Source organism: Xanthobacteraceae bacterium, from assembly GCA_019454205.1.
Lineage (GTDB): Bacteria > Pseudomonadota > Alphaproteobacteria > Rhizobiales > Xanthobacteraceae.
In genome coordinates this window covers 1,738,606-1,752,251 of the sequence record CP075369.1, presented here as the reverse complement: position 1 = coordinate 1,752,251, position 13,646 = coordinate 1,738,606, and the positions used below count along the sequence as shown (strand labels likewise).

At 60.1% G+C, this 13,646-nt stretch carries 18 protein-coding genes; 12 read left to right on the top strand and 6 right to left on the bottom strand.

Annotated features, from left to right (window positions below):
- The first annotated feature begins 38 nt into the window (after positions 1 to 38).
- A complete protein-coding gene (locus KF794_08695) occupies positions 39 to 1,364 on the top strand; it encodes a replication-associated recombination protein A (GenBank protein QYK43884.1) in 1,326 nt (441 codons plus the stop codon).
- Here KF794_08695 and KF794_08690 read toward each other — a convergent pair whose 3' ends face one another.
- Positions 1,365 to 1,607 (bottom strand): hypothetical protein, encoded by a 243-nt coding sequence (locus KF794_08690; protein ID QYK43883.1) that lies wholly within the window; start codon positions 1,605 to 1,607, stop codon positions 1,365 to 1,367.
- Between the two features lie 78 nt (positions 1,608 to 1,685).
- Positions 1,686 to 2,051, bottom strand: coding sequence for a DUF1236 domain-containing protein (locus tag KF794_08685; protein ID QYK43882.1), 366 nt, complete (start codon positions 2,049 to 2,051; stop codon positions 1,686 to 1,688).
- A gap of 96 nt (positions 2,052 to 2,147) precedes the next feature.
- Between KF794_08685 and crcB the strand changes: the two genes are divergently transcribed.
- Genes crcB through KF794_08670 form a run of 3 tightly spaced genes read left to right on the top strand, consistent with a single transcriptional unit; the run spans position 2,148 to position 4,334 of the window.
- On the top strand, positions 2,148 to 2,531 hold the full coding sequence (gene crcB, locus KF794_08680) for a fluoride efflux transporter CrcB (protein ID QYK43881.1): 384 nt from the start codon (positions 2,148 to 2,150) through the stop codon (positions 2,529 to 2,531).
- A gap of 4 nt (positions 2,532 to 2,535) precedes the next feature.
- The gene (locus KF794_08675; GenBank protein QYK43880.1) at positions 2,536 to 3,582 is read left to right on the top strand and encodes an RluA family pseudouridine synthase; all 1,047 of its coding nucleotides are present in this window, start codon (positions 2,536 to 2,538) and stop codon (positions 3,580 to 3,582) included.
- On the top strand, positions 3,579 to 4,334 hold the full coding sequence (locus tag KF794_08670) for an ATPase (GenBank protein ID QYK43879.1): 756 nt from the start codon (positions 3,579 to 3,581) through the stop codon (positions 4,332 to 4,334). Before KF794_08675 ends, KF794_08670 begins: the two co-directional genes overlap by 4 nt.
- Positions 4,335 to 4,361: 27 nt before the next feature.
- Here KF794_08670 and KF794_08665 read toward each other — a convergent pair whose 3' ends face one another.
- A complete protein-coding gene (locus KF794_08665) occupies positions 4,362 to 4,751 on the bottom strand; it encodes a DUF4260 domain-containing protein (protein ID QYK43878.1) in 390 nt (129 codons plus the stop codon).
- Positions 4,752 to 4,848: 97 nt separating this feature from the next.
- Here KF794_08665 and KF794_08660 point away from each other — a divergent pair, with 97 nt between their 5' ends.
- Positions 4,849 to 5,802, top strand: coding sequence for a hypothetical protein (locus KF794_08660; protein ID QYK43877.1), 954 nt, complete (start codon positions 4,849 to 4,851; stop codon positions 5,800 to 5,802).
- Between the two features lie 46 nt (positions 5,803 to 5,848).
- Positions 5,849 to 6,655, top strand: coding sequence for a class D beta-lactamase (gene blaOXA / locus KF794_08655; GenBank protein ID QYK43876.1), 807 nt, complete (start codon positions 5,849 to 5,851; stop codon positions 6,653 to 6,655).
- A 191-nt stretch (positions 6,656 to 6,846) separates the two neighbouring features.
- Here blaOXA and KF794_08650 read toward each other — a convergent pair whose 3' ends face one another.
- Entirely contained in the window at positions 6,847 to 7,506 is a 660-nt protein-coding gene (locus KF794_08650) for a YitT family protein (GenBank protein QYK46650.1), read from the bottom strand.
- 175 nt (positions 7,507 to 7,681) lie between these two features.
- Here KF794_08650 and KF794_08645 point away from each other — a divergent pair, with 175 nt between their 5' ends.
- On the top strand, positions 7,682 to 9,211 hold the full coding sequence (locus KF794_08645) for an acyl-CoA carboxylase subunit beta (GenBank protein QYK43875.1): 1,530 nt from the start codon (positions 7,682 to 7,684) through the stop codon (positions 9,209 to 9,211).
- Between the two features lie 28 nt (positions 9,212 to 9,239).
- Complete coding sequence (locus KF794_08640) at positions 9,240 to 9,728, top strand: hypothetical protein (protein QYK43874.1); 489 nt, start codon at positions 9,240 to 9,242, stop codon at positions 9,726 to 9,728.
- Between the two features lie 47 nt (positions 9,729 to 9,775).
- Here KF794_08640 and KF794_08635 read toward each other — a convergent pair whose 3' ends face one another.
- Positions 9,776 to 10,681, bottom strand: a complete 906-nt coding sequence (locus KF794_08635) for a pentapeptide repeat-containing protein (protein ID QYK43873.1) — start codon at positions 10,679 to 10,681, stop codon at positions 9,776 to 9,778.
- 279 nt (positions 10,682 to 10,960) lie between these two features.
- On the opposite strand from KF794_08635, the gene KF794_08630 reads away from it, so the two are divergent.
- Positions 10,961 to 11,425 carry a phosphate-starvation-inducible PsiE family protein gene (locus KF794_08630; protein QYK46649.1) on the top strand — a complete coding sequence of 155 codons (465 nt, stop codon included), beginning with the start codon at positions 10,961 to 10,963 and terminating at the stop codon, positions 11,423 to 11,425.
- A gap of 205 nt (positions 11,426 to 11,630) precedes the next feature.
- On the opposite strand, the gene KF794_08625 is transcribed toward KF794_08630, so the two are convergent.
- The gene (locus KF794_08625; GenBank protein ID QYK43872.1) at positions 11,631 to 12,467 is read right to left on the bottom strand and encodes a cyclase family protein; all 837 of its coding nucleotides are present in this window, start codon (positions 12,465 to 12,467) and stop codon (positions 11,631 to 11,633) included.
- 54 nt (positions 12,468 to 12,521) lie between these two features.
- Between KF794_08625 and KF794_08620 the strand changes: the two genes are divergently transcribed.
- Genes KF794_08620 through KF794_08610 form a run of 3 tightly spaced genes read left to right on the top strand, consistent with a single transcriptional unit; the run spans position 12,522 to position 13,645 of the window.
- Positions 12,522 to 12,905: an MAPEG family protein gene (locus KF794_08620; protein ID QYK43871.1), complete on the top strand. Its 384-nt coding sequence runs from the start codon at positions 12,522 to 12,524 to the stop codon at positions 12,903 to 12,905.
- Between the two features lie 47 nt (positions 12,906 to 12,952).
- On the top strand, positions 12,953 to 13,399 hold the full coding sequence (locus KF794_08615) for a DUF2214 family protein (GenBank protein ID QYK43870.1): 447 nt from the start codon (positions 12,953 to 12,955) through the stop codon (positions 13,397 to 13,399).
- A gap of 39 nt (positions 13,400 to 13,438) precedes the next feature.
- Positions 13,439 to 13,645 carry a hypothetical protein gene (locus KF794_08610; protein QYK43869.1) on the top strand — a complete coding sequence of 69 codons (207 nt, stop codon included), beginning with the start codon at positions 13,439 to 13,441 and terminating at the stop codon, positions 13,643 to 13,645.
- Position 13,646: the final 1 nt, after the last annotated feature.

Below are 13,646 nucleotides of genomic sequence, written 5' to 3'. Positions count from 1 at the left end.
GGTTGCGCGGGCGCGCGCCAAAGCCCATTTTCGGTGACATGGCGAAGCGCCCGCAAACCGCAGACAACCTGTTCGCAGCCGCCGGCTTCGCGGACGATGCACCGCGTCCGCTGGCCGACAAGTTGCGTCCGGCAAAGCTCTCCGAAGTGGTGGGGCAGGAACAGCTAACCGGCGCGGACGGTGCACTGACGCGGATGCTGGAAGCGCGCTCGCTCGGCTCATTGATCTTCTGGGGACCGCCGGGGACCGGCAAGACCACAGTCGCGCGGCTGCTCGCCAACGAAACTGATTTGCATTTCGAACAGGTGTCGGCGGTGTTCTCCGGCGTCGCGGACCTGAAGAAAGTGTTCGACGCGGCGCGTGCGCGGCGCGAAACCGGCACGGGCACGTTGTTGTTCGTCGACGAAATCCATCGCTTCAACCGCGCGCAACAGGATTCGTTTCTGCCTGTCATGGAAGACGGCACCGTCACGCTGGTCGGGGCGACAACGGAAAATCCTTCTTTCGAACTGAACGCCGCGCTGCTTTCCCGCGCACGGGTACTGGTATTCAAGTCGCTGGACGAAGAAGCGTTGTTGCGCCTGCTTTCACGCGCTGAGGAGGCGGAAGGGAAAAAACTCCCGTTGGACGAGGAAGCGCGCCTTACGCTCGCGCGCATGGCCGATGGCGATGGCCGCGCCGTGCTGACGCTGAGCGAGGAAGTATGGCGCGCCGCGCGCAAAGGCGAAGTGTTCAATTCCGCGCAGTTGCAGGAGATCGTGCAGCGCCGCGCGCCGATCTACGACAAGTCGCAGGACGGCCACTACAACCTGATCTCCGCGTTGCATAAGAGCGTGCGCGGCTCCGACGCCGACGCCGCGCTCTATTATCTCGCGCGGATGCTGGATGCGGGCGAGAATCCGCTCTATATCGCGCGGCGCGTGGTGCGCATGGCGGTGGAAGATATCGGCATGGCCGATCCGAATGCGCTGGTCATCACCAATGCGGCGAAAGATGCCTACGACTTCCTCGGCACGCCGGAAGGCGAACTCGCGCTGGCGCAGGCCGTGATCTATGTCGCGACCGCGCCTAAATCGAACGCCGCCTATGTCGCCTACAAGCGCGCGGTGAAAGTCGCGAAAGAGGCGGGGTCGCTGATGCCACCCAAGCACATCCTGAATGCGCCGACGAAGCTGATGGAAGAAGAGGGCTATTCGTCCGGTTACGAATACGACCACGACGCGGAGGGCGCTTTCTCCGGGCAGGACTATTTCCCGGAGAAACTCGGACGGCAGGAGTTTTATCAGCCGGTCGAGCGCGGGTTCGAGCGCGAAGTAAAAAAGCGGCTCGACTACTGGGCGAAGCTGCGCGCGGAGAAGAAGTAGCTAGCGCTTCTGCGGCGGTAACGGGGTTTCCATGAAGCCGCGATTATTGCGGTACGGATTCTGGGAAGTGTTGGTTTGCGGAATCGGTGCGGGCTGCGTCTGCACCGGGGGCGAAACCGGCTGCTGCGGCGGATTCACCTTGATGGTGCCGGGGTCCATCTGCTTCGGCTGCTGCGCCATAGAGGCGCCCATGCCGAAGGTGAAGACGGCAAGCACGGTGAAAGTGAGCAAGGTAAGCCGCATGAGAGTTCCTGCCGCCTGAGGCGTCCACCTCATAGAACGACGTTGTTAAAGAGTGGTTCCGGATTGCGGCGTTTTTCGTCAGGCCGGAATTATGGCGACGATGCGATACTTTAACGGATCGATCACCACGATTTTCTCCTCCGCTACCACATAGAAGTAGTTGCTGAATTCGGGGACCGCCTCGGCCACTTCCTTCGGCAGTGGATAGAAATGCAGGTTGCGCGGGACCTCCGCGCCGAGCCGAAGATCGAAGCGAACCTTGGCCGCATGATCCACCTTGGCGTTGCGGACCAGTTCGCGAATCCGGTCCTGCTGCTCCGCGCGAATCATGGGCTTGTTTTCGGCCGGGGCCGTGGGCGGCGTAACGGGGGTAGTCTGCTGTGCCATCGCCGAGGCGGCGAACCCGGCAGAGATCGCCAGAAGAAATGCAAATCGCCGCCGCATGGCTCGTCCTCCGCTCGTAGGGTGGGGTTCAGCGTTGCTAACGCTGCAAGGGCGGACTAGGTTCCGGGCTTCTCCATTCCTCGCTGGAACAGCCGCATGTATGCGCTCTTTCTTGTCATTCTCGGCGGCGGCATCGGCTCCGGGCTACGTCACGGCGTGAACGTCGCGTCGGCGCAGTGGTTCGGCACCTCGTTCCCGTGGGGCACGTTCACGGTGAACATCGTCGGCTCGTTCCTGATCGGCGCATTGGCCGCTTGGTTTGCATTCCGCGGCGACGGCGCGACGACGCAATCGCTGCGTCTTTTTCTCGTCACCGGAATTCTCGGCGGGTTTACGACCTTCTCGGCGTTCTCGCTCGACTTCGCACTGCTGTTCGAGCGCGGCGAGGTATTTCTTGGCGCGGTTTATGTGATTGCATCGGTCGTGCTTTCCATCGCGGCGATGTTCGCTGCTATGTGGCTCGTGCGTAGCGTGGCGTAACGCGATGCCGGTTCAGACACGCAAGGTAAAAGACGGCGAAGACGGGATGCGCCTGGACCGTTGGTTCAAGGCGAACTTCCCCGATCTTTCGTTCGGTCATTTGCAGAAACTGCTCCGCACCGGACAAGTGCGCGTGGACGGCGCGCGCGCGAAAACCAGCACGCGCCTTGAGCCGGGCATGGCGGTGCGCGTGCCGCCGCTCTCGAAGGAAAAGAATGGAAAGCAGGAGGGCGGCGAGAGCGGTGCAGATGATGCTCACGCGAAGTCCCCCACGAAAGCGCCCTCGAAAATGGGCGACGCGAAGGCCGATGCAGCGTTCATTAAGTCCATCACGCTCTACGAAGATCGCGAAGTGATGGTGCTAAACAAGCCGTTCGGTCTTGCGGTGCAGGGCGGCTCCGGCACCACGCGCCACATCGACGGCATGCTGGAAGCGTTGCGCGGCCGCGACGGACAGAAGCCGCGGCTGGTGCATCGTATCGACAAGGACACGGCAGGCATTCTGCTGATTGCGAAAACGCGGATCGCCGCCGCGACCTTGGCAAAAACATTCCGCTCGCGCTCCGCGCGGAAGATTTACTGGGCGCTGGTTGCCGGCGTGCCAAAGCCGCGGCAGGGACGCATCTCGACCTATCTGGCGAAAGGCGCGGGCGAGGGCGGCGAACTCATGCGCGTTGCAAAACACGGCGAGGACGAAGCCAGCCACGCCGTCACGTATTACGCGGTGATCGAGCAGGCGGCGCAGAAGGTGTCGTGGATTTCGCTGAAGCCCGTCACCGGACGCACGCACCAGCTTCGCGCGCATACCGCGCATATCCGTCATCCCATCGTCGGCGACCCGAAATATTTCGATATCGAGAACTGGGAATTGCCGGGCGGCATGCAGAACCGGCTGCACCTGCTTGCGCGCCGTCTCGTTATTCCGCATCCGAAGGGCGAGGGCATGATCGACGTGTCCGCGCCGTTGCCGCCGCACATGCAGCAGACGTGGAACCTGCTCTCGTTCGACGCGAAGGCCTACGATCCCATCGTGGAAGCGCCGGAAGAATGAGCGAAGAAGAAAATCCGATGCGCCGTGCGCAGGCTGCAATGCGCGCGCAGTTACCGAAGCGCTTCTATAAGGAAGCGGCTGCCGGCGAAGCGCCGGGTGGTTTCGCAATTCTGTTGGACGGGCGGCCGGCGAAAACGCCTGCGAAAAAATCCCTGTTGCTGCCGAACAGGAAACTCGCGGATGCGGTCGCGGCGGAGTGGGCTGCCATCGAGGATGTGGTCGATCCGGTCAAACTGCCGCTGACGCGGCTCGCCAATCTCGCAATCGACGCGATTGCCCTCGCGCCGCAGCCGGTCATCGACGAGATCGTGCAATATGCCGGGACCGACCTGGTTTTTTACCGCGCGGAGGAACCCGAAGGCCTGGTCGCGGCGCAGGCGGAGCAATGGGACCGCATCGTTGGATGGGCGGAGCAGGCGTTCGGTGCGCGTTTGGTGCTTGCTGCCGGTATCGTGCACGCGAAGCAGAGCGAGCAGGCGCTCGGTGGCGTGCGAAGAATTGCGGAGACGTTGTCGCGACCGTTCGGTCTCGCGGCGGCGGCAAGCGCGACCAATCTTTCCGGTTCGGCATTGATTGCGCTGGCACTCGCAGAAGGCGCGCTTGGCGCGGACGAAGCGTGGAATGCTACGCACGTGGACGAACAATGGAACATCAGCCAGTGGGGCGAGGACGCGGAAGCGCAGCGGCGGCTTGCCGCGCGTCACCGGGAGTTCACGGCAGCGGCGACGATGCTGGCGCTGTTGAGGAAGTAACTTCCTCTCAAAACGGGCTGCCGTTCGCTAGCTTTCTTTCCCGATCCGCCCCAGATGCGTGTCGGCAAAATCGGTTTCGTATTTGAGGCCGAAGCCGAGCATGCGGTCCATGCCGATATGCGCGACCCATACCAGCGCGATTGCGACGGCAAGCGGCTCCGCCCACGCATATCCCCATGCCCCGATGGCGATGGGCACCGCCGTAATGTGAAACGCGTTGTAGAGCTGCGCGCCGGTCTTCGCGTTGCGGAGATAGCCGATCATGCCGACATCCGGCGCGAAAATCAGCACGCCGAACAGCCACCACGAATAGCCGAGCTTCGAGTAGGCGAAGATGCAGAATGCAAACAGGGCGAAGCCTTCGCACATCAGAATCATGCGCGGGTGACCGGCGACAGCAGGGGCTTCGGGGTTCATTCGCTTTTCTCCTGACGGCACGAACATGTGATGCGGGACGATACCGCGCCATCGGCCGCCATGCTATGAACCCGCCGGATATTGAAGGGGGATTGCCATGAAAGTCGTACTCGACCTTGCCCAGTTGCTCGAAAGCGGCGAAATCAACCAGGCCGAATATGACAAGTTCAGGCGCCTGTCGGTGCGCTCCACGGGTTCGCTCGCCTTCAATATCCTGATCGGCTTCGGCGTGATCGCAGTCGCGGCCGGCGCCATTGCACTGGTGCCGAACGCACTGACCGGCATCGTTCTCGGTGCAATCATTATCGCAGCCGGATTTCTCATCCTGCACAATGGCGGCAAGGAATGGGATGTCCTTGCCAATATCTGCATCATCCTTGGCGCGCTCGGCATCGGCGGCGGGGTGGTCTACATGACCGAAGGCTCGATCTGGGCATTCCTCGGTTGTGTGATCGGCTTCGCGGTAGCGGGCTTCATCGCGAAAAGCGGACTGCTGATTGCGCTCTCGGTGCTCTCGCTTTCGTCGGTGATCGGCGCGCGCACAGGCTACAGCCACGCCAGCTACTTTCTTGCGATCTACGAGCCGACCATGACCATCATCGTGTTCTCGCTGATCACGCTGGCGGCCTATGTTTTCTCGCTCCAACTCAGCGCGGTGAATGCGCGCCTCGCGCTGATGGCGGCGCGCGTCTCGATCCTGCTCGTCAACTTCGGTTTCTGGATCGGTTCGCTCTGGGGCGACCGGCTGAGCTTCTTCACCAAACTTTCCGGCAACGTACCCGGCGGCGTGCAAATCCCGCGCATCGCATTCGTGATCGGCTGGGCGGCGGCGCTGATCGCTTTCGCGGTATGGGCGATGAAGAACGACCGGCGCTGGGTGGTGAATGTCTGCGCTGTATTCGGCGCAATCCATTTTTATACGCAGTTTTTCGAGCGGCTGGGACCGAACCCGGTTGCGATCCTGCTCGGCGGGCTTTCCGCGCTCGGAATCGCCATCGCGTTCTGGCAATATAACAAGAAGGTGGTCGGCAAGCCGTCACAACCTGCGTGAAACCGGCAGCCCGATTTTCGCCACCTGCAGCGTGTTGATCGTGGTCATGAAAAAATTCATTGCTGCATTGTTCCTGCTTTCGCTCGCGTTGCCCGCCCACGCGCAAACGGAGCGCAAGACTATCGTCCGAAACGATCTGGAAAAGCATTTCAAGGAAATCGGGACGAACGGCACCTTCGTCCTGCTGGATATGAAGAAGAACGTGGTGACGGTCGTGAATGGCGACCGTCACACCAAGGGATTTCTCCCGGCTTCCACCTTCAAGATCGCGAATGCGCTGATCGCGCTGGAGACGAAGGTGGTGAAGGATGCCGACGAGCGCGTGTTCAAATGGGACGGCAAGAAGCGCGACTTCGAGGCGTGGAACAAGGACCACACCTTGCGTTCCGCCTTCAAGGCGTCGGCGGTCTGGGTGTTTCAGGAAATCGCGCGCGAGATCGGCGAGCAGCGGATGCGCGTCTATGTCACGCAGTTCGGCTACGGCAACCGCGAACCCGGCGGCGAGATCGATACGTTCTGGCTGGAAGGCAAGCTGCGCATCTCGGCGTTGCAGCAGGTCGAGTTTCTCGAACGGCTCCTGATCGGGAAGCTGCCGGTCAGTCCGCGCAACGCCGACATCGTGAAGGACATCGCGTTCATCGAGCAGGTCGGCGACGCGACGCTGCGCGGCAAGACCGGCTGGATTCCGAACGGGGATAACAAGATCGGCTGGTTCGTCGGCTGGGTCGAGCGGGGAGGCGATACGTATGTCTTTGCGCTCAACCTCGATCCGAACGAGGAGAAGCACGTCGCGGCGCGCCAGACTATCGCGAAGGCGCTGCTGACGGCGCTCGGCGCGATGCCCCGGCAATAACCCTTCAAGAAAAAAGCCCTGAAAAGCGAAACCCGCCGAAGCATCTCTGCTTGGGCGGGCCAATCGTCCTTCGCGTCGTCGCTTTAGGCCGCCTCCCAGTACATCCGTGGTGAGGGGTTAGGCTCTTCGAAGTTCGATGAAAGCTATATAGGCGCGGTTTGTGACGGTTCAATGACCATGGAAAAGATTTTTCAGGCCGCCGACCAGGCGACATAGCGGTCCCGGCGGTGGTTGACCCAGATCATCGCATTCATGGCGACCGAGCCGATCACGGAGGCGAGCACCAGCCGCCACTCCACGACGAACAGGGCGGCGGCCAGAACCGCGAGATCGACCCCCATCTGCACCTTGCCGGCGCGCAGCCCGTACTTGTCCTGCAGATAGAGCGCAAGGATGTTGAGGCCGCCAAGGCTCGCCTGATGGCGAAACAGCACGATGAAGCCCATGCCGAGCAACAGCCCGCCGATGATCGCGGCATAGAACGGCTCCAGCCGAGCGACCTCGATGAAATATGCGTGCGTCTCGGACAGCACCGAGACCAGCGCCACCGCGCAGAAGGTTTTCAGCGTGAACAGCCAGCCCACGCGCATCACCGCAAGCACATAGAACGGCAGGTTGATGACGAAAAAGCCGAGGCCGAACGGCACGCCCGCGAAGTAAAGGCCGAGGAAGGCGATGCCGGAGGTCCCGCCGGTGAGCAGCCCGGCTTTCTTGAACAGCACGACGGCAAAGGAAATGAATAGCGTGCCGACGAGGATGGCGAAGATGTCCTCGATCAGGGAATGTCTTGGGGCGGGGGATTCGGTGCCGGTCACGCGGCGGAGGATAGCGAAGCCCCGGTTCGGCACCATGCGGCGAACGGTGCCACCTGTCATTCAGGGCCACGGGCTAACCCGGAGTTCGGAGCCAAAAACGAAGGCTTTCCCGTTGTCCGTGGATTCCGGATCGTCGTGTCGCACCACCCGGAATGACGGGGAGAGAATCCCTATGCTACCTTCCGGCCCGGAAAACGAGGGGCCTGGTGCAATGAAGGAAATTCTCGAAGCGCTCGAAAACCGCCGCGCGGAGGCCAAGCTCGGCGGCGGGCAGGCGCGCATCGAAGCGCAGCACAAGCGCGGCAAGCTGACCGCCCGCGAGCGCATCGAGCTGCTGCTGGACCGCGGCTCGTTCGAGGAATTCGACACCTTCGTGCAGCACCGCGCCACCGACTTCGGCATGGAGAAGACCAAGGTGCCGGGCGACGGCGTGGTCACCGGCTGGGGAACGGTGAACGGGCGGCAGGTTTTCGTCTTCGCCAAGGACTTCACCGTGTTCGGTGGTTCGCTCTCCGAAGCGCACGCGCAGAAGATCACCAAGATTCAGGACCTCGCGCTGAAAACCCGCGCGCCGATCATCGGCTTGTTCGATGCGGGCGGCGCGCGCATTCAGGAAGGCGTCGCCGCACTCGGCGGCTACGGCGAGGTGTTCAAGCGCAACGTGATTGCGTCGGGTGTCATTCCGCAGATTTCCGTCATCATGGGGCCGTGCGCGGGCGGCGACGTCTACTCGCCCGCGATGACCGACTTCATCTTCATGGTGAAGGACACCAGCTACATGTTCGTGACCGGCCCGGAAGTGGTGAAGACGGTGACGAACGAAACCGTGACGGCGGAAGAACTCGGCGGCGCGCGCGTGCACACGACGCGCTCCTCGGTCGCCGACGGCGCGTTCGAGAACGATGTCGAGTGCCTGCTCCAGATGCGCAGGCTGATCGACTTCCTGCCTTCGTCGTATGAAGCGGGCGTGCCGGAATGGCCGAGCTATGACGACGCAGAGCGCATCGAGCCTTCGCTCGACTCCCTCGTTCCGGAAAATCCGAACAAGCCCTACGACATCAAGGAACTGATCCTGAAGCTCGCCGACGAGGGCGACTTCTTCGAGATTCAAGAGTCGTTCGCGAAGAACATCGTCACCGGCTTCGGCCGCGTGGAGGGCAGGACGGTCGGCTTCGTCGCGAACCAGCCGATGGTGTTGGCCGGCGTTCTCGATAGCGACGCATCGCGCAAGGCCGCCCGCTTCGTGCGCTTCTGCGACGCCTTCAACATTCCGATCGTGACGCTGGTGGACGTGCCGGGCTTCCTGCCGGGCACGGCGCAGGAATATGGCGGCCTCATCAAGCATGGCGCAAAACTTCTGTTCGCCTATTCGCAGGCGACCGTGCCGCTGGTGACGCTGATCACGCGCAAGGCGTTCGGCGGCGCCTACGACGTGATGGCGTCGAAGCACATCGGCGGCGACGTGAATTATGCATGGCCGACGGCGCAGATCGCGGTGATGGGCGCGAAGGGCGCGGTCGAGATCATCTTCCGCGCGGACAAGGACCCCTCCGTGATCGCCGAGCGCACCAAGGAATACGAACAGCGGTTTCTATCGCCGTTCGTCGCGGCCGAGCGCGGCTATATCGACGAGGTGATCGAGCCGCATGAAACCCGCCGCCGCATCGCCCGCGCGCTCGCGATGCTTCGCACCAAGCAGGTCGAGCAGCCGCGCAAGAAGCACGACAATCTGCCGGTGTGAGATTCTATTTTGAGTAGAGAGTTATTGAATGCCGCGAACTCATAATGTTGGGAAGGCAGGCCAATTCGCAGTGATGGCCGAGTTAGCTTACCGCGGTTACAACGTTGCCATCCCCGAAATTGATATCGGAGACGACGTTTTCGTATTGAATGATTCAACAGGTCAGTTGTCTCGAATACAGGTAAAGACTGCGACCGGCAAAAAACTCGAGAACAATGACCGCGCCTATCGATGTCAGTTTTCTGTGCGCGAAAGTCATGTGAGCAGCACTGTTACACAAGGCGTGCATTACGTATTTGCGTGTAGGTGTAATCGATCATGGCGATTTTTGGTAATTGAACGCGGTGTTCTCAATCATCTAATCGGTACTGGTTGGGGCAGCAAAACTGCGAACGGCACTGTAACTTTATGGGCCGTCTTCTTGAGTCGAACAGAAGTGAAGTCTTCCAACAAGAAAAACGCATTGGACTTATCTAAGTATGCTTCGAAATGGGATGCATGGCCTGAAATTCAGTAAATAGCGCTAAACGAACTAACGATTTTTTTTTTGAAATGAAAGGCGATTTATTTCTTCTTGAATTTCTCGCAATCTGCTTCATGGGGCGACGTTTGCAGCCCGTTGCGCAAAATGTATTGCTGATCGGTTATCCATTTCGTGTTTGTACAAGCTGACTTAAGTATCAGCCCTTTCGGAAGTATAGTTTTCGCGTCCGCACATGCTTGGTCTAGCTGAGGTTGTGAAAGATTAGAGTAGGCTAAATCTGCTCCTCGAAGATCTGCTCCATGGAACTGGGCTCCGGTAAAGTCAGTTAGAGTTGGCTTGGCTCCCTCAGTAGCGAGCCATCTTCCAAAGAAAACTCTAGCGCGAAACTCATCAATATTTTGGTTAGGGCCGACTTCTAGAGGTTTGTCAGCATTCGGCGTTCCAACAGTAGAAACTTCTAACGTTTTGGAGTTTCGCAAGTCTACAAGCCGGAGATCGGCGTGTGTGAATACCCCAGCCAAGATTCTCGCGCCGTTTAAATTGGCGCCCACAAGTGTTGCGCGCGCAGCCTTTAAATCAATAAGTGTTGCAAAACTCAGGTCGGCCCCAACGAGAGATGCTCCAGTCCAGTCCGCCGAAATTCCGGACCGTCTGAAAAGCGTTCGATCAAAGGTGCTTTTTGGCGCATACAGAAGATAAATTCCAGCGTCACAGAATGCACTCTCATGTAGCTTGAGGCGGCTGCCATCCAGTCGTTTTCTAAAATTCAATCCAGCGAGAATTGTGCCGTTAAGCGAAACATTCCCATCGAGCAAATCCAGTTCAGCTAAGTATTCAAGCGCTGATGTCTGTCCAACATCTCTTTCATAGCCTGCTGCGTCTCTAATTGCGTTCCACGCCAATGCAATTGCGTTCTGGCGACGATGGAAAACCTCTTCATTGTATTGGCGGTACTGCAGCCAAACACCTGCAGCAGCGATTACCACGCCGATCGCGCCGACAATGGCGCTTAGTTCGACTGCGCGTGTCCAAAGTGTGGTATTTCGCTGAGGCTTCGCTTTCCTAGCTTTTCGCATTCGCAGATACCGAATCAGATCACATTGTATCGAAGGATAGGCCGTAACGCGCGCTATGCTGGGTGCGCGCGTATCTGTGAAGGCGGAGCGGACGCCGCATCGCAGAATGACGGTGCGTCAAGGCCGTTTTAAAATCACGGGCTAGAGATTCAATGTGAAGGGGCCACCATGGCAAAGAAACCAGCACACATGACCGAGCGGCAGGCCGAGGCCAGCGTGCGGCGCTTCGTGAACCATTCCGGCAACCTGCTGGTCGAAGGCTTCCATCTCCTCGGCCTGTTCGCCATCGGCGCGTCCACCGTCTGGGCCGCGGCCGCGACGTTCTGGGCCATGGTCGGGCGAGGGCAGGCCTCGATCGAGGATCTGTTGCTCCTATTCATCTATCTCGAGATCGGCGCGATGGTCGGCATCTATTTCAAGACCAACCGCATGCCGGTGCGCTTTCTGATCTATGTCGCCATCACCGCCGTCACGCGCCATGTCGTCGTGGTCGTCACCACGCACAAGACGCCGGAGATGGAAACGCTGCTCACGGCGGCTGCGATCCTGATCCTTGCGCTCGCGGTCGTGGCGCTCCGCTTCGGGTCTTATTATCTGCCGTCGGCGTCGAGCGGTAAGCCGTACTTCCACTCGGATATCGGCGGGAAGACGTAACGTTTTTTATTTGCGCGAATGGGGCAAGCCCCAAGCGCGCCCTCATGGTGAGGAGCGAAGCGCAGATTCGCGTCTCGAACCATGGGCGTGCACTTCATCTTTCGAGGCGCGCTCGCTTTCGCAAGTCGGATTTATCCGACTTGCGCGTATTAGTTCGGAAGTCGGGTGAACCCGACTTCCGCTCGCGCTCCTCAGGATGAGGTTGTTACACCAGCGCCACCGGCCGCAGCGGCGAGCCGGTTGCGCCCTTGATGCGCAACGGAAGCGTCACGAACGCGAAATCCGCGCGCCCGCAGGCGGCGAGTTCCTCGAGGTCTAGGTTTTCGATGATGTGAATCCCGTGCTGCGCGATCAGGATGCGGTGCGCGTCCATCGTGATATTCGTCTGCACGATCTGCTCGAATGCCGCGGTATCGTTGCCGACCGCGAAAGGTTTCTTCGCCGCCAGCCATTCCGCTCCCTCAGCCGCGACGCCAGGCGTGCCCGCGCTGTCGAGGCCGAGATATTTGCGCGAATCCGACCAGTGTTTTGTCCAGCCGGTGCGCAGCAGGATGACGTCGCCGGGATTGATCGAAATGTTCGCGGCCTTGAATGCAGCTTCGAGATTGGCCGCGGTAATTTCCTCCGCCGGGCCGAGCGCTTCGACGTTCTTCACGCGCGCAACATCGAGCAGCGCGCCACGCCGGAAGATGGGGGCAATGGTCTCGACGCCATGTTCCCTGAACAGTTCGGTGCCTTGCTGGGCTTTTGCTGCATCGACGCCGCCATGCAGCATACCGTTCTCGGAAACGTGCGAGAGCGCGTCGATGTGCGTCGAGGTATGCGTGCTGGTGATGATGAGTTCGTTGGAGGATGAAAACCCGCAACCGCGGTGAATGTCGCCGTGCCGGTTGTTTAGCGTGATGTGAAAGGGTGGGTGGGTCGGATAGATCGGGATGCCTTTCTGCAGCGGATGATCGAGCGCGATCATTCGTGCGCCGTTGGTCAGCGACAGCCAGACGTCCACGTCGAGCTTGTTGCCGCTACGTTTTCTTTCGTCCATTTGACGTTCTCCCGAAACGGCGGTGAAGCTAGCACGGGAATTGGGAGGGGCAGAATGACGACATTACCGGTAACATCCGTTTTCGCGGGCCTGGCTGCATTGGCGCTGGCCTTTCTCGGGCTGCGTGTGGCGTACTATCGGATGCGCGCCCGTATCGCATACGGCGATCAGGACGACCGCGAATTGCGGCGGCGTATCCGCGCGCACGGCAACTTTATCGAATACGTTCCGCTCGCTTTGATCGCGCTCGGACTGATCGAGATCAACGGCGCGCCGAAATGGCAGGTATGGGCGCTTGGTGCCGCGCTCGCGGTTGCTCGCATCGCGCATGCGGCGGGGCTGCTCTCCGGCGTCATGGGTTTGCGTGCGCCGGGAGCAACGCTGACATTTATCGTGCTCGCCGTGTCAGGCCTTATGCTGTTGTGGCAGGCGTTTTGACGATAGAAATGCGAAGCGTCAGAGTGCGCGTAAAGGGAGTTCCGTGAATGACGATTGTCTTCGCTTTTCTGCATCATCTCGCATTCGTCGCGATTTTCGTCGCGTTGTCCATCGAAATGATCCTCCTTCGGCAAACGCTTACGCTGGAGAACGCGCGCCGTCTTCAACTATATGATGCGGTCTATGGTGCCGCGGCGGGTGCGGTACTCATCATCGGCGCGGTGCGCGTGATCTTCTTCGAGAAGGGGTGGTATTATTATCTCAGCAGCCACGCTTTTCTCACCAAGATAGCGTTGTTCTTTATCGTCGGTGCAATCTCCATCATTCCAACGGTTGAGTTTCTGCGCTGGCGCGCGGCTACACGCGCCGGGAAAATTCCGCTGGTGGATGACGCTAAATTGCAGCGCATCCGCAAGATCGTGCACTGGGAACTGGTCGGCCTGATGCTCATGCTGTTTTTCGCGGCATGGATGGCGCGCGGCGCGTTCCGCTAGGGCGCATGAAGGCATGCGGGCGTTGACGGAGCGCTTGCCTTGACGAACAGTAGCAAGTGGTGGGTTCAAATCATGGGCGCCGCGAAGTGGATACGCTTCGCGGTACTTGTCTCGTTCGCGGGTCTGTTCGTTTGGCTCGCGTATGTGCGCGGGCAGTTGTTCTGGCTTTTGCCGGGCGCGGTATTCCTGTTCTTCGCGCTGGTTCTTCTGTTTCGCGCGTCGAAGAAACAGCGCAAGTCTGACTAAG

Excerpts from the sequence above, each read along its gene's own strand:
- blaOXA (QYK43876.1), top strand. The coding sequence starts at position 5,849 with ATGAAAAAATTCATTGCTGCATTGTTCCTGCTTTCGCTCGCGTTGCCC.
- crcB (QYK43881.1), top strand. The coding sequence starts at position 2,148 with ATGTATGCGCTCTTTCTTGTCATTCTCGGCGGCGGCATCGGCTCCGGG.
- KF794_08620 (QYK43871.1), top strand. The coding sequence starts at position 12,522 with ATGACGACATTACCGGTAACATCCGTTTTCGCGGGCCTGGCTGCATTG.
- KF794_08695 (QYK43884.1), top strand. The coding sequence starts at position 39 with ATGGCGAAGCGCCCGCAAACCGCAGACAACCTGTTCGCAGCCGCCGGC.
- KF794_08630 (QYK46649.1), top strand. The coding sequence starts at position 10,961 with ATGACCGAGCGGCAGGCCGAGGCCAGCGTGCGGCGCTTCGTGAACCAT.
- KF794_08660 (QYK43877.1), top strand. The coding sequence starts at position 4,849 with ATGAAAGTCGTACTCGACCTTGCCCAGTTGCTCGAAAGCGGCGAAATC.
- KF794_08640 (QYK43874.1), top strand. The coding sequence starts at position 9,240 with ATGCCGCGAACTCATAATGTTGGGAAGGCAGGCCAATTCGCAGTGATG.
- KF794_08670 (QYK43879.1), top strand. The coding sequence starts at position 3,579 with ATGAGCGAAGAAGAAAATCCGATGCGCCGTGCGCAGGCTGCAATGCGC.
- KF794_08645 (QYK43875.1), top strand. The coding sequence starts at position 7,682 with ATGAAGGAAATTCTCGAAGCGCTCGAAAACCGCCGCGCGGAGGCCAAG.
- KF794_08665 (QYK43878.1), bottom strand. The coding sequence starts at position 4,751 with ATGAACCCCGAAGCCCCTGCTGTCGCCGGTCACCCGCGCATGATTCTG.
- KF794_08690 (QYK43883.1), bottom strand. The coding sequence starts at position 1,607 with ATGCGGCTTACCTTGCTCACTTTCACCGTGCTTGCCGTCTTCACCTTC.
- KF794_08685 (QYK43882.1), bottom strand. The coding sequence starts at position 2,051 with ATGCGGCGGCGATTTGCATTTCTTCTGGCGATCTCTGCCGGGTTCGCC.
- KF794_08615 (QYK43870.1), top strand. The coding sequence starts at position 12,953 with ATGACGATTGTCTTCGCTTTTCTGCATCATCTCGCATTCGTCGCGATT.
- KF794_08675 (QYK43880.1), top strand. The coding sequence starts at position 2,536 with ATGCCGGTTCAGACACGCAAGGTAAAAGACGGCGAAGACGGGATGCGC.
- KF794_08650 (QYK46650.1), bottom strand. The coding sequence starts at position 7,506 with ATGGTGCCGAACCGGGGCTTCGCTATCCTCCGCCGCGTGACCGGCACC.
- KF794_08625 (QYK43872.1), bottom strand. The coding sequence starts at position 12,467 with ATGGACGAAAGAAAACGTAGCGGCAACAAGCTCGACGTGGACGTCTGG.